The following is an 18560-nucleotide window of genomic DNA, read 5'->3' as shown; positions in this document are numbered from 1 at the left end:
CCCCTGTAAGATCAGGTGGCAGCCCGCCGGGCTGACGGAGGGGTGACCCGGCCCACGAGGATCGGCGAACTCACCAGCGGCGAAACCCCTCCGTCGCGCCTTCGGCGCGCCATCTACCCTGTAGGAGAGGATCAGCCCGCTGCGTCGCGCTCACACCCACATCAACCTCCCCCGGCATAATTGTGCGACAAACCCGCCGTAGCGCGCTCGTCCGGCCCGATGACGCCGGCAGGGAGCGAGTGATGCGCGTGATCTACCTTCTGCTGGCGTCCGCCGCCCCGATCGCCGCGCCCGCGGCGGCGCAGCAGCCGCCGCAGCGCGACCTGCCCGGCACCGTCGCGCCGACCGGCAGCGCCGCCGCCACCCCGGCGCCCGGCGCTGCCACCGCCGCGCAGTCGAGCCAGGCCACCCCCGCCGCTGCCCCCGCCGACGCCGCCGCCGAGAACGAGGACGAGCCCGCCGACATCGTCGTCACCGGCGCGCGGACGCAGCGCGGGGCGGTGGTGGGGGACATCACCCCCGAGGAGCAGCTCTCCCCCGCCGATATCCGCAGCTACGGCGTCAGCTCGGTCACCGAGCTGCTCAACGAGCTCAGCCCGCAGACCCGCTCGGGCCGCGGCGCCGGTGGCGCGCCGGTGGTGCTGCTCAACGGGCGGCGCATCTCGGGCTTCCAGGAGATCCGCGATCTGCCGACCGAGGCGATCGCGCGGGTCGACATCCTGCCCGAGGAGGTCGCGCTCAAATACGGCTACCGCGCCGACCAGCGCGTGGTGAACTTCGTGCTGCGCCGCCGCTTCCGAGCGGTCACCGCCGAGATCGAGGACCGGCTCGCCACCGAGGGCGGGCGCAACGCGCCGGGCGGCGAGCTCGACCTGCTGCGCATCCGCGAGCAGGGCCGCGTCAACCTCCACCTCGAATATAACCGCGCCGACTCGCTCACCGAGGCCGAGCGCGACATCCTGCCCTCCCCCAACACGGCGGCGATCGGGGGCAATGTCGCGACCCGCGGGCGAGTCGCGATCGACCCGCTGTTCGGCGGCGCCACCTCGCTCGGCGTCCCCGCGATCGCCGCCACGCGCGCGCCGCTGCTCGGCGAGTTCAGCGCGACGCGCAACACCACCGACCAGTCGGCCTATCGCACCCTGCTGCCGCAGGAGCGCACCTTCTCCGCCAACGGCACCTTTGCGACGACGATCTTCGGCAACGTCGCGGCGACGCTCAACGCCACGGTCGATCACAGCCGCACCCAGGCGCTGCGCGGGCTGGCCGAGCTCGATTTGGCGCTGCCGGTGGGCAGCCCCTTCTCGCCCTTCGCGGTACCGGTGACGCTGACCCGCGCCTCGGACGCGATCGCGCCGTTGACGCAGCAGGTCGAGACGACGCAGCTCCACCTCGGCGGCACGCTCAACGGCGACAAGGGGCGGTGGCGCTGGTCGCTGACCGGCAACGTCGACCGCGACACCAGCGATACAGTGACCCAGACCGGGTTCGATACCGCCGCCTTCCAGGCGCGGCTCGACGCGCTCGACCCGCTCGCCAACCCCTATGCGCCGCTCACGCTCGGCCGCGCGGCCGACAACAGCGCGCGCTCGACTGCGACCAGCGCGGGGCTCGACGCACTGGCGAGCGGGCCGCTGTTCGCGCTGCCCGCGGGCGACGCCAACGCCAGCCTGCGCGTCGGCGCCTCGACCAGCGACTTCTCGAGCCGCTCGGTGCGCTTCGGCACGCCCGTGGCGGCCGACATCGGGCGCGACATCGCCTCGACCCAGCTCAACCTCGACCTGCCGATCGCCAGCCGCGCGGAGGGCGTGCTGCCGTTCCTCGGCAACCTCTCGCTCAACGGCAATGTCGCGGCGGACCGCGTCTCCGATTTCGGTACCTTGTGGACCTATGGCTATGGCGCCAACTGGCGCCCGATCGAGGCGGTGCGGCTGCTCGCCTCGGTGACCGACCAGGCCGAGGCGCCGACCGCGGCGCAGCTCGGCAATCCGGTGGTGTCGACCCCCGGCGTGCGCGTGTTCGACTATGTCCGCGGCACCACCGCGACGGTGACGACGGTGACCGGCGGCAACCCGCTGCTGGTCCGCGACGAGCGCCACGCGCTCAAGGTCGGGCTCGACGTCAAGCCGTGGAGCGCGCGCGACATCCGCTTCCGCGCCGACTACACCCGCCAGACCACCGACGACCCGATCGCCAGCTTCCCCAGCGCCACCGCGGCGATCGAGGCGGCCTTTCCCGACCGCTACACGCGCGACGCCGAGGGCAACCTGCTGCGCATCGACACGCGCCCGATCAACTTCGCGCGGCGCGAGACGTCGCAGCTGCGCTACGGCGTCAACCTGTCGTTCCGGCTCAAGTCGAAGATCCAGAAGGAGCTCGAGGCGTTCCGCGCCGGCACCGGCCCCAACCCCTTCGCCGGCATGCGTCCGCCGGGCGAGCGGCGTGGCGGCGAGGGCGGCGGCCGCGAGGGAGCGGGCGACCGCACCCGGCCCGACGGCAGCGCCGCGCGCGGCGGCGACGGCGCGCCGCCCCCCGGCGGCAGCGGCGCGGCGCCCGGCGGAGCGGGAGCTGGCGGCGGGCCCGGCGGCGGTGGTCCCGGTGGGGGCGGCTTCGGGCGGTTCGGACGCGGCGGCGGCGCGCAGGCGGGCGGCCGGCTTCAGTTCGCGCTGTACCACACCTGGCATCTCACCGAGCGGGTCACGGTCGCGGACAGCGGCCCGGTGCTGAACCTGCTCGATGGTGACGCGATCGGCAGCGCCGGCGGCCAGCCGCGCCACGAGCTCGAGGGCCAGGCCGGCTATACCAACAACGGCCTCGGCGCGCGGATCTCGGTCAATTACCAGAGCGCGACGCGGGTCAATGGCGGGACCGCGGCGGCCCCGGAGACGCTCGACTTCGGCAGCATCGCCACCGCCAACCTGCGCCTCTTCGCCGACCTGGGCGGCCGGATCGACTGGGTCCGCGCCCACCCCTGGATGCGCGGCGCGCGCGTGAGCCTGCAGCTCGACAACCTCTTCAACACGCGCCAGCGAGTCACCGATCAGGCGGGCGAGGTGCCGATCGGCTTCCAGCCGGGCTATCTCGACCCGATCGGGCGCACCGTACGGCTGTCGTTGCGAAAATTATTCTATTAACGGTAGCGGTGATCGTGGGCGGCGAACACCGCCCGCGCCCGCTTGGATCAGGAAAGCGCGCGCGTGCTCCTGCGCACGCAGGAGCCTAGAGCCCAGAGCGTCACGCCAGGACCCTGGGCTCCTGCGTGCGCAGGAGCACCGCGGCGAGGCTCAGAACGATGACCAGTCGTCCTCCGCCACCGCGACCGCCGCGCTACCGCGTCGTGCGACGGGCACGGGCCGCCGTACCGCCGCCGGCGCCGGGCTCGCCGCGCGCGTCGGCAGCGCGCGAACGGTCGCGCGCGGCGCCGCCACCGGCGCACCGCCGAGCGTGAAGCGCGCGATCTCGGCGGCGAGCGTGTCCGCCTCGCCCGCCAGGTTGCGCGCCGCCGCGGTGGCCTCCTCCACCATCGCGGCGTTGCGCTGGGTCACCCCGTCCATCTCGCCGACCGCGGTGTTGACCTGCTGCAGCCCCTGCGACTGCTGCTCGGCCGAACCCGAGATGTCGGAGACCAAGGTGCTGATCTCGCCGATGCGGCCGATGATCCGCTCGAGCGAGCGTCCGGTCTCGCTGACCAACGCGACGCCGGCGTCGACCGTCTCGACCGAGGCGGTGATGCGCTGCTTGACGTCCTTGGCGGCTTCGGCCGAGCGCTGCGCCAGCGCGCGGACCTCGGAGGCGACCACCGCGAAGCCCTTGCCCGCGTCCCCGGCGCGCGCGGCTTCCACCCCCGCGTTGAGCGCGAGCAGGTTGGTCTGAAACGCGATCGCGTCGATCACCGCGATGATGTCGGAGATCTCCGCGGAGGTCCGCTCGATCCCGGCCATTGCCTCGACCGCGCGGCGCACCACCGCGCCCGATTCCTCGGCCTCGCTGCGCGCGACGCCGACGATCTCGTTGGCGCGACCCGCACCCGCCGCGGTCTCGCGGACGGTGGCGGTGATCTGCTCCATCGCCGCCGCGGTCTCCTCCAGGCTCGCGGCCTGCTGCTCGGTGCGCTGCGACAGATCGTCCGACGCCGCGCTGATCTCGCCCGCGCCGCGGTGGATGCCCTCCGACACCTGCGCGACCGAGCTCATCGTCGCCTGCAACGCGGTCACGGCGTCGTTGAAGTCGTGCTTGAGCTTGAGGAACGGCCCGCTGAGCTCCGCCTCGATCCGCGCGGTGAGGTCACCCGCGGCGAGCCGGCCGAGCCCTTCGCCCATCGCCAGCGCCACCTGGCGCTGCGTGTCGCACTCGCGCGCGGCGAGCGAGCTCTCGCGGAAGATCGCCATCGCCTTGGTCATGCGGCCGACGCAGTCGCGGTTGGCGGTGTGGTCGACCGGGCTGTCGAGGTCGCCCGCGGCGAGCCCTTCCATCCGGACGACGGTCTCGACGTACGGCGTGCAGATCAGCCGCGACGCGATCATCGTTACCGCGACGACGGCGACGACCCCGGCGAGCGCGCCGCCGATCACGAGGCGCGGATCGGCCGCGGCGCCGGCGAGCACGCCGTAGGCGGCACAGCCCGCGATGGCGCCCGACAGCACCAGGTACACCAAGGTGAGCACCTTGAACTTCACGCGAATCGGCGCGTGCCGACCGAACCACTCGACCATCCGGGCCCGTCCCCGCTGACGGCCGAACGAGATGAACGGCCGAGGAGTCCACCCTGCGCCCGACACGGCTAAGATTCCGCTAAGTGATTACGGAAACTATGGCAGTATAACATCCATCGCGGTGGTATTTCACTCCGCCGGTACCGCCCCCGCGAGCGGCGCGAAGCGCGCGACCTGCCGCCCGATCAGCCGCAACTGCTCCCGTACCGCCGGGTCGCTGACCCCGCCGGCATCGTCGAACTTGGTGAGCTGGGTGTTGATCGCGGCGGCGAACGGCGTCGGCCAGCCGCGTAGCGCGTGGACGATCGAGCGTAGCGCCGCGATCGTCGAGCCGGTCGCCTGCCAGCCGTAGGCGGTGGCGATCAGCCCGACCGGCAGGTCGGCGAGATAGGGCCGCCGGTCGCGCGCGGTCTCCTCGAGCAGGTCGAGCGCGTTCTTGACCACGCCCGAGATGCTGCCGTGATAGCCCGGGCTGGCGATGATCACCGCCGACGCCCCGCGCACCGACTCGACGAAGGCCTGCTCCTCGGGCGTGCGGCTGGTCGCGCGCGGGTCGTAGAGCGGCAGCCGCGCCATGTCCTCGCCGCCGAACAGCCGCGTGCGGAACCCCTCCTCGCGCGCGGCGTCGAGCGCGACGCGCAACGCGCGCTCGGTCGATGAGATGCCGCCGATCGTACCACCGATCCCGACCACCAGCGGCGCGCCCGCGCCTGTCGTTTCGTCGCTCATGCCATTGACCTCATGGCACGCGGTCGCGCCTTGCGACAACTGTCATATCGCTGTAAGACACTTCGCAGCATGCGCCCCCCTTACGAACCCGGCCGCGTCCGCTACCATCACGCGCGCGGCGACTCGCCCGGCGCGGTGAGCGACGAGCACGGCGCGCCGCTCCCCTCCTTCGACCCGTGGCGCGACGACGGCGCCCCGCCGCCGCCCCCTCCCCCGCGCGACGAGCGGCCGTGGGACGAGCCGTCGCGCGACGAGGGCGGCTTCTGGCAGCAGGAGCGGCGGCGCTGGCCCGATCCGCTGCCGCCGCCGCGGCCGTGGTGGCGGCGCGTACGCTGGGGGCGCTGGCTGGTACGCGGCGCGGCGGGTTTCATCGTGCTGTTCGTCGTCGCGGTGATCTGGCTGGCGGTCACCGCACCACTGTCGCGCTCGCTCAAGCCGCCGACGCCGCCCTCGATCACGCTCACCGCGGCGGACGGCACGCCGATCGCGCGGCGCGGCGCGATCATCGGCGCGCCCGTCGACGCCGCCAAGCTGCCCGCGCACGTGCGCGAGGCGTTCCTGGCGATCGAGGACCGGCGCTTCTACTCGCACTGGGGCGTCGACCCGCGCGGCATCGCGCGCGCGGCCTGGGCGAATCTCGGCTCGGGCGGGGTGCGCCAGGGCGGCTCGACGATCACGCAGCAGCTCGCCAAGAACGCCTTCCTCGACTCGGACCGCACCGCCGCGAGGAAGCTGCGCGAGGCGATGATCGCCTTCTGGCTGGAGGCGTGGCTGAGCAAGGACGAGATCCTCTCGCGTTATCTCTCCAACGTCTACTTCGGTGACAACGTCTACGGCATCACCGCGGCGTCGAAGCATTATTTCGGACGCACCCCGATGCAGCTCAACGTCGGCCAGGCGGCGATGCTGGCCGGGCTGGTCAAGGCGCCGTCGCGGCTGGCGCCGACCGGCAACCTCAAGGGCGCGCGCGCGCGCCAGGCGGTGGTGGTCGGCGCGATGGTGGACGCGGGCTTCCTGTCGAAGGACGAGGCCGCCCGGGTGCAGCCGCAGCGCGTGCTCGCCGAGCGGCCCGAGACGCTACCGACCGGCACGTACTTCGCCGACTGGGTGCTGCCCTCGGCGCGCGAGGTGGCGGGCGAGTCGGGTACCGAGGCGACGGTGCGCACCACGCTCGATCGCGGCTTCCAGCGCACCGCCGAGCGGATCGTGCGCCAGGCCACGTTGCGCGGCATGCAGGCGGCGCTGGTGGCGATGAAGCCCGACGGCACCGTCGTCGCGATGGTCGGCGGCAAGGATTACGGCGCCAGCGCGTTCAACCGCGCGGTCCAGGCCAAGCGCCAGCCGGGCTCGACCTTCAAGCTGTTCGTCTATCTCGCCGCGATGCGATCGGGTCTGACCCCCGCGACGGTGATGGACGACTCGCCGGTCGAGATCGCGGGGTGGAAGCCGCGCAACGACGACGGCCGCTACCTCGGCCCGATCACGCTGCAGCGCGCCTTCGCGCGCTCGTCCAACGTGGTGGCGGCGCGGCTGACGCAGCAGGTCGGCGTGCGCAACGTGATCCGCGCCGCGCGCGACCTCGGCATCACCACGCCGATCGCCAACGAGGCGACGATCGGGCTGGGCACCTCCGAGGTGTCGCTGCTCGAGCTCACCGGCGCCTATGCGGCGGTGGCGAGCGGGCGCTACCCGGTGGTGCCGCGCGGGGTCGAGGGCGGGCGCGGCGCGAGCTGGTACGAGGCGATCGCGGGGCGCGACACCGCCATGCCCGCCACGATCCGCGACGAGATGCGCACCTTGCTGGGCTCGTCGATCCGCGGCACCGGGCGCGGCGCCAATCTGCCGGTCAGCGCCTTCGGCAAGACCGGGACGAGCCAGGGCGGCCGCGACGGCTGGTTCATCGGCTTCGCCGGCGACCTGGTGGTGGGCGTATGGGTCGGCCGCGACGACAGCGCGCCCAACCCGGGGCTGCACGGCGGCGGCATCCCCGCCCAGATCTGGCGCCAGTTCATGATGTCGGCGCTGCACATCCCGGTCGCGGTCGCGCCGGTGGAGGACGAGATGGCCGCCCCGATCGATCCGGGCAACATGCTCGATTCGATGGGAGTCGACCTCGGCGGTGAGGTCGGCCGCGCGATCGACGGCGCGCAGCCGCGGATCGAGGACGCGCTCGACCGGCTGCGCGAGATGGGGATCGAGCTGCCCCGCCCGCCCGCGCCGCGCGAGCGCGTGTCCGAGCGGCGGCGCCTCGACGAGGGTCGCGCCGAGGAGGGCGGCGACGGCTTCGAGGAAGACGGCGGACCAGGGGCGTTCTGATCGGAGGGCGGGAACAGCGCCCTCGCGGGAACCACCCCCACGCGCGACGGCACGCGCGCGAGGGCGGCACGCACGCCTCAGAAGTGCGCGATCACGCCCGCCATCGGGCGCACGGTCTCGAAGTCGCCGCGCGTCGAGATCTCGGCGCGGAAGCGCACGCCCTCCTTCTTCACCAGCCCGTCGAGGCCGATCGCCGACGGGCCGAACTCGCCGCCGATGCCGTAGGAGATGCGGCCATAGTCACCGCTGTTCGAGCCGTAGCGGTCGAAGTTGACCCACTGGTAGCCGACCTTGCCGTAGACGAGCCCGGTCTCGCCCGCGCGCACGCCGGCGCGGCCGTGAACGCCATATTCCCAGTCGATGTCGCCGGTGAAGCCCTTGGCCGCGTTGCCCTCGACGCCGACGAAGAACGAACCTAGCGGCACGTTGACGCCCGCCACGCCCTCGACCAGCCCGCCCTTCAGGCGGTTGCCCGGCGCGTTATAGGGGATGCCGTGGCCGGGATCGCTCTCGAACCCCTCGTAGCCGCCCATCACGCCGACATACGGGTCGATGCCGAACGCGCGCGACCCGTCGCTGGTGGTGTCCTGCGCCTGAGCGGCGGCGGGAACGAGGAAAGCGGCAGCAACGGCTGCCAGAAGCAACGTCTTCATGAGATACCTTCGTGAGAGAGGCGGGATCCATCGGCGCCTCACCCGGTCGAACGGGTCGCGGTCGCGGCAGGTCCGGTGAAATTGGAAAAAACCGCCGGTGTGGCCGATCGGCCACGCCCGTGCTGCCGCTCCTCAGCGCGTCGGTCTAGCGCGCCGCGGCGGCAAGCCCGGCGAGGCGGACGAACTCCTGCCGCCAATAATCCTCCTGCCGCCCGGCGAGCCGCTGCGCGTCGGCGAAGGTGAAGGCGCCGAGCAGCGTGTCGCCGCGCAGCTTCTGCCCATAGGCCGCCACCGCGGCGACGAAGGCCATGTCGCCGCGCGCGGGCGCCGCCGCGGCCAGCGCGCGCGCCGGCACCGCGCGTGCCAGCTCGCGCGAGCGCGTGCCGTCCGGGTCCTTGTAGCGCAGCCGCACGTAACAGGCCTCGCCGCCGCGCGCTCCCGCCGCGGCGCCGGCGGCAGGAGCGGCGTAACGGCGCGGCGCGGTCCAGCCCGGCGCGCCGGCGGGCACCACCTCGTAGAGCGCGGTGACCTGATGCCCCGCTCCCATGTCGCCGGCGTCGACCGAGTCGTTGCGGAAATCCTCCTCGCGCAGCGCGCGATTCTCATAGCCGATCAAGCGATACTGGCTGATCTGCGCCGGATTGAACTCGACCTGGACCTTCACGTCCTTGGCGATCGTCACCAGCGTGGCGGAGAGCTCGTCGCCGAGCACCTTCTGCGCCTCCATCGCATTGTCGATATAGGCGTAATTGCCGTTACCGACGTCGGCGATCCGCTCCATCATCGCGTCATTGTAATTGCCCGAACCGAAACCCAGCGTGGTCAGCGTGATCCCCTCGTCGCGGCGACGCTTGACCAGTTCCTCCAGCGCGCGCGTGTCGCTGATGCCGACGTTGAAGTCGCCGTCGGTGGCGAGGATGATGCGGTTGATCCCGCCCTCGCGGAAGTGTGCGCGCGCGGTGGCATAAGCGAGCTCGATCCCCTGTCCGCCCGCGGTCGAGCCGCCTGCCTCGAGGCAGGCGAGCGCCGCCTCGACATAGCCCTTGTCCGCGGTGGGCTCGAGCACGATCCCCGCGCTGCCGGCATAGGCGACGATCGCGACGCGGTCGTCCGGGCGCAGCCGCTCCGCCAGCCCGCGCAGCGCGGTCTTCACCAGCGGCAGCTTGTCCGGCTTCGCCATCGAACCCGAGGTGTCGACGAGAAAGACGAGGTTGGCGGGCGGTCGCGCGGCGGCGGTGCGATCGTCCCCGCGTAGCCCGATCCGCAGCAGCCGGGTCGCCGGGTTCCACGGCGTCACCGCGACGTCGGTGGTGATGCTGAACGGCTGCCCCGGCAAGGTCGAGCGCGGATAGTCGTAGCGGAAATAGTTGATCAGCTCCTCGGTCCGCACCGCCTCGGGCGGCACGGTCGCGCCCTGGTTGAGCAGGCGGCGGACGTTGGCATAGGCGCCGGTGTCGACGTCGATCGCGAAGGTGGAGACCGGCGCGGTGGCGGTGTCCATCACAGCGGCGACGGCGCGGCCCTCGTAGCGCTCGCGATTCGCGGCGGAGCCGTACGGGGCAGACGGCGCGACGACGGCGGAGGCGGTGTAGCCCGGCGCCGGCGGCGCAGCGGGCGCGCTGCCCGGCGGCGGGGGTGGCGGGGGCGGAGGGGGCGGCGGCGGAGGCGGCGGAGGGGGCGGCGCACCAGGCGCGAACACCGGAGGGGGCGTGGGCACGCCGGCGGTGACGATCGCGCCGGACCCGGCCCAGGATCGCTCTCCCGCCTGGGTGCAGCGCACGGGCGACCGTGCCGGCGTCGCGGCCCGCGCCGGCTCCCGCGGCGGCGCCGCCCCGACCAGCAGCGCGGCGCTGACCAGCGATCCGATGACGGTGCGACCCGACATGACCTTCTCCCTTTTGGACGCCAGCGTGACAGCCCGGTTCCGCCCGCACAAGCCGCCGCGCGGGCGATCGCCACCGCTGTGGGTCAGACGCCGTGCCTCGCGGGCGTCGCCCCGTCGCGCGACCGAGATCCGTGCGGCGCTGTCCTACACGCCCACGCTCATGCCATTCCCCGTCGCATGCTCCACGATCGCTGCACTCCGCTGCGCCGCGCTTCGCGCCCGCTCGTTCGCCGCCCGACACGCGCCAGCGACTCAACATTCGCAACATTCGCGCCCGCCGGCACCACCTTGACCGCCCCGCTTGGCTGACCGAAGGCACTGACCATGCGCTTCTTCTCCGACAATGCCGCGCCGGTTCACCCCGCCGTGCTGCGCGCCCTCGCCGACGCCGACCGGCTCGATACCGCCTATGACGGCGATCGCTGGTCCAAGGCGCTCGACGCGCGCTTCGCCGCGCTGTTCGAGACCGAGTCGCTGCGCGTGCTGTGGGTACCGAGCGGCACCGCCGCCAACTGCCTCGCGCTGGCGGCGCTGTGCCCGCCGCACGGCGCGGTGCTGTGCCACCGCGACTCGCACATCCAGAACGACGAGTGCGGCGCGCCCGAGTTCTTCACCCATGGCGCCAAGCTGCTGCTCGCCGAGGGGGCCGGCGCCAAGCTGACGCCCGAGAGCGCCGCCGCGGTGCTCGACCTGCAGCGCTACGACGTCCACCAGCAGCGCCCGCACGCGCTCTCGATCACCAACGCGACCGAATATGGCCGGGTCTACGCGCCCGCCGAGGTCGCCGCGCTCGGGTCGCTGGCGGCGGCGCGCGGGCTCGGCTTCCACATGGACGGCGCGCGCTTCGCCAACGCGGTGGTCTCGACCGGTGCCTCGCCCGCCGACCTCACCTGGCGCGCGGGAGTCGACGCGCTCAGCTTCGGCTTCGTCAAGAACGGCGGGATGAACGCCGAGGCGCTCGTCTTCTTCCGCCCCGAGCTGGCGGAGGAGACGCTGTTCCGCCGCAAGCGCGCCGGGCACCTGCTGAGCAAGGGGCGCTATCTCGCCGCGCAGCTGCTCGCCATGCTCGACGGCGACCTGTGGCGCGACTGCGCGCGTGCGAGCAACGCGGGCGCGGCGCTGCTCGCCGAGGCGGCGGGCGAGCGGCTGGTCCACCCGGTCGAGGCGAACGAGGTGTTCCTGCGCGTCACGCCCGCGGAAGCGGCGCGGCTGCGGTCGCTCGGCTTCGACTTCTACGACTGGGGCCCGGGCGAGGCGCGACTGGTGATCAGCTGGGACCAGCGTGCCGAGGACATTCGCCCGCTTGCCGAGGCGATCGCGGCGCTGTGAGCGGGGGTAAACCTCTTCCCACCCCTTCGGAGGAGGGGTCGGGGGTGGGGCGCCCCGACGGTCGGCGCGCTCGGGGAGGTGCCTCACCCCAACCCCTCCCCTCGAGGGGAGGGGCTTTGCTCGCGGGCACATCCGCCCGATGACGCTGCCCCGCCCCAACAGCACGCGCGCCGCGGTGCTGGTGCCCTTCGCGATCGTCACGCTGATCTGGGGCTCGACCTGGATCGTCATCCGCGACCAGCTCGCCGGCGCGAACGTGCCGCCGAGCTGGTCGGTGAGCTACCGCTTCCTCGTCGCCGGGCTGACCCTCACCGCGGTCGCCGCCTGGCGCGGCGAGCTCGGCGGGGCGCACCGGCGCGACCCCGGCTTCTGGCGCTTCGCCGCGCTCGTCGGGCTGCTCCAGTTCGTGATGAACTTCAACTTCGTCTACCGCGCCGAGCAGCATATCACCTCGGGGCTCGTGGCGGTGACCTTCGCGCTGCTGCTGGTGCCGAACGCGCTGTTCGGTCGTATCTTCCTCGGCCAGCGACTGGGGCGACAGCTGCTCGCCGGCTCGGCGATCGCGATGGCGGGAGTGGCGCTGCTCTTCGTGCGCGAGGCGCGCGGGGACGCCAACGGCGCGCACCAGACCGTGCTGGGCATCGCGCTCACGCTGGTGGCGATCCTCTCGGCCTCGGTGTCGAACGTGATGCAGGCGACCGAGCGCGCGCGGCGCTATCCGATGACCCCGATGCTCGCCACCGCGATGCTGATCGGTGCCGGCATGGACGCGGGCTGGGCCTGGCTCACCACCGGCCCGCCGGTGTTCGACCCGCGGCCGAGTTATGTCGCGGGCGTATTGTACCTCGGGATCGCCGCCTCGGCGCTGGCCTTCACGCTCTATTTCCGCCTAATCCGGGTGATCGGCCCGGCCAAGGCGGCCTACAACAGCGTGATCGTGCCCGTGATCGCGATGCTGCTGTCGACCTTGTACGAGGGCTATCGCTGGACGACGCTGGCCGCGGCGGGGGCGGCGCTCGCCGGGGTCGGGCTGGTGGTGGCGCTCAGCGCGCGCAGGCCGGCGCGATAGTCGGGGTACAGCGGGTGCCAGCCGAGCACGCGCTTGGCCTTGGCGTTGGCGACGCGGCGGTTCTCGGCGTGGAAGGCGCGGGCCGCCGGGCTGAGCGCCTCCACCGGCACGACCGGCGGTGCGGGCAGCCCGAGCAGCCGCGCGGCATGCTCGAGCACCGCGTCCTGCGGCGCGGGCACGTCGTCGGCGAGGTTATAGGCGCCCGCGGGCGCGTCGAAGCCGGCGACGACCCCGCGCGCGAGGTCGGCGACATGGATCCGGCTGAACACCTGCCCCGCCACCCCGGTGCGTCGCGCCGCGCCGGCGGCGACCCGGTCGAGCGGCGAGCGGCCCGGCCCGTAGATGCCGGGCAGGCGGAAGACGCGCGCGCCGAGCGCCAGCCACGCCGCGTCGGCGCGGTTGCGCCCGGCGCGGCGGCCGCGATCGGCGGGGGCGCTCTCGTCGACCCAGGCGCCGGCGGTGTCGCCGTAGACGCCGGTGGAGGAGAGATAGCCGAGCCACTGCCGGCCGAACAGCGCGCCATAGCGCGCGAGCACCGGGTCGTCGCCGGCGCCGTCGTGCTCAGGCGGGACGGAGGCGAGCACGTGCGTGGCGGCGGCGAGCCCGGCGCGCACGGCGTCGGCGTCGTCGAAGCGGATCGTGCCGTCGCGCCCGTCGCGCGTGGTGGCGAGCAGCGGTGCGCCCACTGCGTCGGCGATGGCGCGCGCGGCGTAGCCGAGCCCGAAGACGAACAGCCGCATGTCGTGTTTCCCCTCGATCTGCCCCGGCGAGCAGACGAGCGGGCCGGCGTGCGGTTCCGCCGAGCGGAACGCGGCGGCGAGCCGGGCGGTGCCGCCGCGCGGTGTCCTCGTAAATTATTGTTATCTGTCGAGAGCTTACGGCACGCGCCGCGACGCAGCGCGTTCTCGCTCGATGCTGCCCCCCGCCGTTCCGCCCCCGTCGCTCCATCGGGGGCCGCCCTCGACCCGGATCCGCGTCGCCGACGCGGCGCTCCGCCGGCTGTGGGCGGCGGGCTGGGCCGAGACGCCGAGCCTCGATCCGGCGGTACTTATCACCAAGGCGGCGCGACGCGCGAAGGTCGCCCCGGACGAGGACCGGGTCGGCTGGCGCCGCCGACTCGCGCTGTTGTGCGACGATCTCGAGGGTCCGGCGCAGCTCAGCGGCCTCGGCCGGACGATCGCGCACGGCCAGCTCGTCGGCGCGCTGGCGACACGCTTCCGCGCGCACGCGCTGTGGCGACGCCATCCCGAGATCGCGGCGCAGCCGATCGCCGCGCCGGTGATCGTCGTCGGCCAGATGCGCTCGGGCAGCACGCGCGTACAGCGGCTGCTCGCCTGCGACCCGCGGCTGACCTACACGCGCTTCTACGAGGGCTGGCACCCGGTCGGCGCGGGCACGGCGCGACTCGACTCGCGCCGACTGAAGGGGCGCGTGGGGCTCGCCTGCGCGCACGCGCTCAACCCCGATTTCGCCGCGATCCACCCCACCAGCCTCGACGCCGCCGACGAGGAGATCGGGCTGCACAACGTCTCCATCTTCGGCGCCGCTTTCGAGGCGCAGTGGCGCGTGCCGGGCTTCACCGCCGCGGTCGAGCAGGACGATGCCGCGCCGGTCTACGCCGAGTTCCGCCAGTTGCTCCAGACGATCCGCTGGCAGCGGCGCGAGCGGTGCGCGCGGCCGTGGATCCTCAAGGTGCCACAGTTCGCGCAGGACCTGCCCAGCCTGCTCGGTGCCTTCCCCGACGCGCGGCTGATCCACTTGCACCGCGACGCCGAGGCGGTGGTGGCCTCCTCGGCCTCGCTGGTGTGCAACCAGATGCGGCTGCAGTCGCACCACGTCGACCCGGCCTGGATCGGCGCGGAGTGGCGCCGCAAGGTCTTGCTTCGCGCCACGCGCACCGCCGCGGCGCGGGCGCGCGCCGACGTGCCGCAGCTCGACCTCGCCTACGACGACGTCGACGCGGACTGGCTCGGCGAGATGCGCCGCGTCTACCAACTGCTGGGCCTGCCGCTCACCGCCGGGGTGAGCGCGGCGATGCACGCCTATGTCGCGGCCACCGCGCCGGGGCGCCGCGCGCCTCACCGATACGACCCGGTCGCTTATGGGCTCGCGCCGACGCCTACGCTACCGACCGGAGCGGCGGTCGCGGCGTGAACGACGGACCGCGGCGCAGTCCCGCACGTTCGGACGGGGCGAACCCGAGAAGAGGCACACAGATGGACTATCGCAAACTCGGCACCACCGGCCTGGACGTGTCACCCTTGTGCCTCGGCTGCATGACCTTCGGCGTGCCCGACCGCGGCAATCACGCCTGGACGCTCGACGAGGAGGCCAGCCGCCCGATCCTGCGGAAAGCGGTGGAGGCCGGGATCAACTTCTTCGACACCGCCAACGTCTATTCCGACGGCACGTCGGAGGAGATCGTTGGACGCGCGCTCAAGGAGTTCGCCCGGCGCGACGAGCTGGTGATCGCCACCAAGGTGCACGGCCGCATGCGCCCAAGCCCCAACGGCGGCGGTCTCAGCCGCAAGGCGATTATGACCGAGATCGACGCCAGCCTGCGCCGGCTCGGCACCGACTATGTCGACCTCTATCAGATCCACCGCTTCGACTTCGAGGTGCCGATAGAGGAGACGCTCGAGGCACTCCACGACGTGGTCAAGGCGGGCAAGGCGCGCTACATCGGCGCGTCGTCGATGGCGGCGTGGCAGTTCGCCACGATGCTCCACGTCGCCGACGCCGAGGGCTGGACCCGCTTCGCGACGATGCAGAACTATCTCAACCTGCTGTACCGCGAGGAGGAGCGCGAGATGCTGCCGCTCTGCGCCGCCGAGGGCGTCGGCGTGATCCCGTGGAGCCCGCTCGCGCGCGGTCGGCTGACGCGCGACTGGGACGAAGCGACCGAACGCTCGCGCACCGACGAATTCGGCAAGACATTGTACGAGCATACCGCCACGGCCGACCGCCGCGTCGTCGAGGCGGTTGCGGCGGTCGCGTCCGAGCGCGACGTGCCGCGTGCGCAGGTCGCGCTGGCCTGGGTGCTCGCCAAACCAGAGGTGTCGGCGCCGATCGTCGGCGCCTCCAAGCCGGCGCACCTCGACGACGCGCTCGCGGCGCTGGAGCTGGGGCTCAGCGAGGGCGAGATCGCGCGACTGGAGGAAGCCTATGTGCCACACGCGGTGGTCGGCCACTCCACGCAGGGCTTCCTGTGAGCGCGGGCCGAAGGGCATGAGCCCGCTGCTGCTCCTCGCTGCCGCGTCGGCGCCGGTCCCGGGTACGGTAGCGGTGGTGGTGCGCGATCGCGATTCGGTCCCCGCCGCGGCGCGCTACGTCGAAGCGGCGACCGCGGCGCTGGCGCGCGCCGACTTCACCCCGCTGCCCGACGCCGGACACAGCCGCTACGTCGCCGAGCTCGCAGTGAGCGCGACCGAGAATGGCGTGGTGGCCTCGCGCGGTGCCGAGGTGGCGCCTCCGGTCTATCATGGCGGCGGCTTCTCCGTCGGGCTGCCCTCGCGCAAGGAGCAGCTCCACGCGTTGGTGGTGACCAAGCTCCGGGTCACCGTCTCGCTTCGCGCCGACTCGCAGGTGGTGTGGACCGCCGAGGCGAGCACCGCGCGTGCCGCGGGCACCGCGACCGGCTCACCCGAGGCGGTGGCGACCGCGTTGTGCGATGCGGTGCTGCGCTGGTTCCCCCATCCCCTGCCCGGTCCTCTCTCGGTGCCGTGAGGCTGGTGGCGAAGCGTTAACGTCGCGCGGTTAAGACGAGGACGACCGGCCCGCCGAACGGGCGCCGAGGATACGCTGCCATGTTCCGTCGCTGTTGGGGTAGTCGCCGCGGTGCCACCGCGATCGGATATGGGCTGAGCGCCGCACCGGTGGCGGTTGCCGCGACCTCGGCGATGAATGGTCTCGGCAACCAGCTCGGCAACAGCTACCGCAGCACGGCCGCCAAGATCAGCGCGGCGGGCGCGTGAGCGCGCTGACGCTCGGCTGGGCCATGGCGCAGCTGCTCGCCGCGGGAGCGCTCGTCGCCGGTGCGCTGGGTGCCGGCGTGGCGATGGCGGCGCGCGGGGAGCGTCGCCGCCTGGTGACGCTGCCGCGTGCGGCACCACGCGGCCGGCTCTCGGCCCAGACTCTCGCGCTGATGGAGCGCGGCGCCGACTGACGCGCGAAGGGCGACGGCTGCGGCGCTGATCCCTCCGGCGGCGCCGCCGGGCGACTATTCCTCCGCCTGTACCCAGACGGTGGGATCGTCCTCCCGTGCCACCAGCGCGAGGCCGTGCGCGATGGAGGTGAGCTCGCCGCCCGATGCGATGCGCTCGGGACCGAAGCGCGCCTCGAACAGCGCGCGCACGGCGGGGACCAGCGAGGTACCGCCGGTCAGGAAGACGCGATCGATCGCAGCCTCCGTCACTGCCGCGCGCGCCAGCGCCGTGTCGAGCGTGGCGGCGATGCGAGCGACATCGTCGGCGATCCAGCGCTCGAAGTCGGCGCGACGCACCTCGGTGTCGATCGCGATCCCCTCGCCTTCGAAGCGGAAACGCGCCTGCTCGGCCCCGCTCAGCGCGCGCTTGAGCCGCCCGACCGCGTCGTACAGCGCATAGCCCTGCTCATGTTCGATGAGCGCGATCATGCGCGCGATCGCCTCGGGATCGAGCGCGCTGCGTCGCAGCTTCTCGAGCTCGGCGAGCGTTCGGCGATTGCGCATCAGCGCCAGCCGCGACCAGTCGGCGACGTCGGCGAACCAGCCGCCGGGGATGTCGAGCACTTTGCCGAAGGAGCGGTAGTGCCCGCCCTTGCCGAGCTGGGGCAGGACGAGCTGATCGACGATGCGCGCGTCGAAACGATCGCCCGCGATGCCGATGCCCGCGTGGGCGAGCGGCGTACAGCGCCGCACCGCGCCCGGCGCGGCCACCTGGACGACCGAGAAGTCGCTCGTACCGCCCCCGAAATCAGCGACCAGCAGCGTCGCCGGGCGATCGAGCGCCCTGGCGTCGGCGAAGGCGGCGGCGAGCGGTTCATAGACGTAGTGGATCTCGCGCGCGAGACCGTCGAACATGGCATCGTAGCGACGGCGCGCGAGCGCCGCGTCGGGGCGCGTTCCCGCGTAGGTGACGGGGCGCCCGACGACGAGGCGGTCGACGCGGTCGAACGCGCCGCCGGCCGCGTGAGCGAGTTGGGCGAGGAACAGACGCCCGAGCTGCTCGAAGCTGTAACGCTTCTCGAACACCGGCGCGGTATCGAACGAGGTGCTGGCCGCGACCGACTTGAACGACTGGAGGAACCGGCTGTCGGCGGGAAAGTCGAGATACTCGCGTATCGCGGCAGGTCCCGCGGCCACCGCGAGACCGTCGCGTGCGCCCGCCTCGTGCCAGAAGCACAGCGCTGTGCGAAAAATGGATTCGTTGTTGTCCAGCGCGACAAGCGTGGGCGCCGCGTCGCCAGCGACGCCGCGGGCGAGGACAGTATTGGTCGTGCCGAAGTCGAGGCCGAGCGCGGTCATGCGGGTCTCCGGTAAGGGGGAGCGTGCCCTAGCGCCGCGCGACGTGCGCGGCCAGCCCGACGAGATGATGCGGTGAGCTACCGGCGCGGCGCTCACACGAGCGCCGCCGCCGGCGTTTGAGCTGCGGGGGAGTGTTGGTATGGGGAAGGTTGGTTGCGGGGACAGGATTTGAACCTGTGACCTTCAGGTTATGAGCCTGACGAGCTACCGGGCTGCTCCACCCCGCGTCACGCTCTCCGTGGTGGAGAGCGGTGTGTGTGAATGGGTTCTTGGATGATGGATATGTTTCAACGCGCGGGCTTCAATGCCTGGCGGCGACCTACTCTTCCATCGCTTGAGCGATAGTACCATTGGCGCGGTCGGG

The 18560-nt window shown here is 72.8% G+C and carries 15 protein-coding genes and 1 tRNA gene; 9 read left to right on the top strand and 7 right to left on the bottom strand.

Annotated elements, in window-relative coordinates; all coding sequences use genetic code 11:
* The first annotated feature begins 242 nt into the window (after positions 1-242).
* Positions 243-3134 carry a porin family protein gene (locus KZ820_RS12385; protein ID WP_219748943.1) on the top strand — a complete coding sequence of 964 codons (2892 nt, stop codon included), beginning with the start codon at positions 243-245 and terminating at the stop codon, positions 3132-3134.
* Between the two features lie 150 nt (positions 3135-3284).
* On the opposite strand, the gene KZ820_RS12380 is transcribed toward KZ820_RS12385, so the two are convergent.
* Positions 3285-4712, bottom strand: a complete 1428-nt coding sequence (locus tag KZ820_RS12380) for a methyl-accepting chemotaxis protein (RefSeq protein ID WP_219748942.1) — start codon at positions 4710-4712, stop codon at positions 3285-3287.
* 129 nt (positions 4713-4841) lie between these two features.
* Positions 4842-5441 carry an NADPH-dependent FMN reductase gene (locus tag KZ820_RS12375; protein ID WP_219748941.1) on the bottom strand — a complete coding sequence of 200 codons (600 nt, stop codon included), beginning with the start codon at positions 5439-5441 and terminating at the stop codon, positions 4842-4844.
* 69 nt (positions 5442-5510) lie between these two features.
* Between KZ820_RS12375 and KZ820_RS12370 the strand changes: the two genes are divergently transcribed.
* Positions 5511-7757 (top strand): transglycosylase domain-containing protein, encoded by a 2247-nt coding sequence (locus KZ820_RS12370; RefSeq protein ID WP_219748940.1) that lies wholly within the window; start codon positions 5511-5513, stop codon positions 7755-7757.
* Positions 7758-7834: 77 nt separating this feature from the next.
* Here the strand turns inward: KZ820_RS12370 and KZ820_RS12365 are convergent, their stop codons facing one another.
* Both KZ820_RS12365 and KZ820_RS12360 read right to left on the bottom strand, forming a co-directional pair.
* Positions 7835-8410 carry an opacity protein gene (locus tag KZ820_RS12365; protein WP_183945811.1) on the bottom strand — a complete coding sequence of 192 codons (576 nt, stop codon included), beginning with the start codon at positions 8408-8410 and terminating at the stop codon, positions 7835-7837.
* Positions 8411-8555: 145 nt separating this feature from the next.
* The gene (locus KZ820_RS12360) at positions 8556-10295 is read right to left on the bottom strand and encodes a vWA domain-containing protein (RefSeq protein ID WP_219748939.1); all 1740 of its coding nucleotides are present in this window, start codon (positions 10293-10295) and stop codon (positions 8556-8558) included.
* A 324-nt stretch (positions 10296-10619) separates the two neighbouring features.
* On the opposite strand from KZ820_RS12360, the gene KZ820_RS12355 reads away from it, so the two are divergent.
* Both KZ820_RS12355 and KZ820_RS12350 read left to right on the top strand, forming a co-directional pair.
* Positions 10620-11624 (top strand): threonine aldolase family protein, encoded by a 1005-nt coding sequence (locus tag KZ820_RS12355; protein ID WP_219748938.1) that lies wholly within the window; start codon positions 10620-10622, stop codon positions 11622-11624.
* 139 nt (positions 11625-11763) lie between these two features.
* Complete coding sequence (locus KZ820_RS12350; protein ID WP_219748937.1) at positions 11764-12693, top strand: DMT family transporter; 930 nt, start codon at positions 11764-11766, stop codon at positions 12691-12693.
* Here KZ820_RS12350 and KZ820_RS12345 read toward each other — a convergent pair.
* Complete coding sequence (locus KZ820_RS12345; protein WP_219748936.1) at positions 12603-13433, bottom strand: Rossmann-fold NAD(P)-binding domain-containing protein; 831 nt, start codon at positions 13431-13433, stop codon at positions 12603-12605. The two genes, KZ820_RS12350 and KZ820_RS12345, sit on opposite strands and share 91 nt — an antisense overlap.
* Here KZ820_RS12345 and KZ820_RS12340 point away from each other — a divergent pair.
* From KZ820_RS12340 to KZ820_RS12320, 5 genes are all read left to right on the top strand, one after another.
* A complete protein-coding gene (locus tag KZ820_RS12340) occupies positions 13432-14847 on the top strand; it encodes a sulfotransferase family protein (RefSeq protein WP_219748935.1) in 1416 nt (471 codons plus the stop codon). The two genes, KZ820_RS12345 and KZ820_RS12340, sit on opposite strands and share 2 nt — an antisense overlap.
* 62 nt (positions 14848-14909) lie before the next feature.
* Positions 14910-15905 (top strand): aldo/keto reductase, encoded by a 996-nt coding sequence (locus KZ820_RS12335; protein ID WP_219748934.1) that lies wholly within the window; start codon positions 14910-14912, stop codon positions 15903-15905.
* Positions 15906-15921: 16 nt separating this feature from the next.
* The gene (locus KZ820_RS12330) at positions 15922-16419 is read left to right on the top strand and encodes a hypothetical protein (RefSeq protein ID WP_219748933.1); all 498 of its coding nucleotides are present in this window, start codon (positions 15922-15924) and stop codon (positions 16417-16419) included.
* Positions 16420-16499: 80 nt separating this feature from the next.
* The gene (locus KZ820_RS12325; RefSeq protein ID WP_219748932.1) at positions 16500-16667 is read left to right on the top strand and encodes a Flp family type IVb pilin; all 168 of its coding nucleotides are present in this window, start codon (positions 16500-16502) and stop codon (positions 16665-16667) included.
* Positions 16664-16858 carry a hypothetical protein gene (locus KZ820_RS12320; protein ID WP_219748931.1) on the top strand — a complete coding sequence of 65 codons (195 nt, stop codon included), beginning with the start codon at positions 16664-16666 and terminating at the stop codon, positions 16856-16858. The genes KZ820_RS12325 and KZ820_RS12320 overlap by 4 nt, the downstream gene beginning before the upstream one ends.
* 54 nt (positions 16859-16912) lie before the next feature.
* On the opposite strand, the gene KZ820_RS12315 is transcribed toward KZ820_RS12320, so the two are convergent.
* Complete coding sequence (locus KZ820_RS12315) at positions 16913-18196, bottom strand: Hsp70 family protein (protein ID WP_219748930.1); 1284 nt, start codon at positions 18194-18196, stop codon at positions 16913-16915.
* Positions 18197-18346: 150 nt separating this feature from the next.
* A tRNA-Met gene (locus KZ820_RS12310) sits at positions 18347-18423 on the bottom strand.
* Positions 18424-18560 lie beyond the last annotated feature (137 nt).

It is taken from the genome of Sphingomonas citri (assembly GCF_019429485.1).
GTDB lineage: Bacteria > Pseudomonadota > Alphaproteobacteria > Sphingomonadales > Sphingomonadaceae > Sphingomonas > Sphingomonas citri.
The sequence above is the reverse complement of the archived record's forward strand: the minus strand, read 5'-3'. Positions and strand labels throughout refer to the sequence as shown.

What these genes read in the sequence shown, in the direction of transcription:
- KZ820_RS12385 (WP_219748943.1), top strand. Translation starts at nt 243, where the DNA reads ATGCGCGTGATCTACCTTCTGCTGGCGTCCGCCGCCCCGATCGCCGCG.
- KZ820_RS12365 (WP_183945811.1), bottom strand. Translation starts at nt 8,410, where the DNA reads ATGAAGACGTTGCTTCTGGCAGCCGTTGCTGCCGCTTTCCTCGTTCCC.
- KZ820_RS12315 (WP_219748930.1), bottom strand. Translation starts at nt 18,196, where the DNA reads ATGACCGCGCTCGGCCTCGACTTCGGCACGACCAATACTGTCCTCGCC.
- KZ820_RS12375 (WP_219748941.1), bottom strand. Translation starts at nt 5,441, where the DNA reads ATGAGCGACGAAACGACAGGCGCGGGCGCGCCGCTGGTGGTCGGGATC.
- KZ820_RS12355 (WP_219748938.1), top strand. Translation starts at nt 10,620, where the DNA reads ATGCGCTTCTTCTCCGACAATGCCGCGCCGGTTCACCCCGCCGTGCTG.
- KZ820_RS12340 (WP_219748935.1), top strand. Translation starts at nt 13,432, where the DNA reads ATGTCGTGTTTCCCCTCGATCTGCCCCGGCGAGCAGACGAGCGGGCCG.
- KZ820_RS12335 (WP_219748934.1), top strand. Translation starts at nt 14,910, where the DNA reads ATGGACTATCGCAAACTCGGCACCACCGGCCTGGACGTGTCACCCTTG.
- KZ820_RS12360 (WP_219748939.1), bottom strand. Translation starts at nt 10,295, where the DNA reads ATGTCGGGTCGCACCGTCATCGGATCGCTGGTCAGCGCCGCGCTGCTG.
- KZ820_RS12380 (WP_219748942.1), bottom strand. Translation starts at nt 4,712, where the DNA reads ATGGTCGAGTGGTTCGGTCGGCACGCGCCGATTCGCGTGAAGTTCAAG.
- KZ820_RS12345 (WP_219748936.1), bottom strand. Translation starts at nt 13,433, where the DNA reads ATGCGGCTGTTCGTCTTCGGGCTCGGCTACGCCGCGCGCGCCATCGCC.
- KZ820_RS12330 (WP_219748933.1), top strand. Translation starts at nt 15,922, where the DNA reads ATGAGCCCGCTGCTGCTCCTCGCTGCCGCGTCGGCGCCGGTCCCGGGT.
- KZ820_RS12350 (WP_219748937.1), top strand. Translation starts at nt 11,764, where the DNA reads ATGACGCTGCCCCGCCCCAACAGCACGCGCGCCGCGGTGCTGGTGCCC.
- KZ820_RS12370 (WP_219748940.1), top strand. Translation starts at nt 5,511, where the DNA reads ATGCGCCCCCCTTACGAACCCGGCCGCGTCCGCTACCATCACGCGCGC.
- KZ820_RS12325 (WP_219748932.1), top strand. Translation starts at nt 16,500, where the DNA reads ATGTTCCGTCGCTGTTGGGGTAGTCGCCGCGGTGCCACCGCGATCGGA.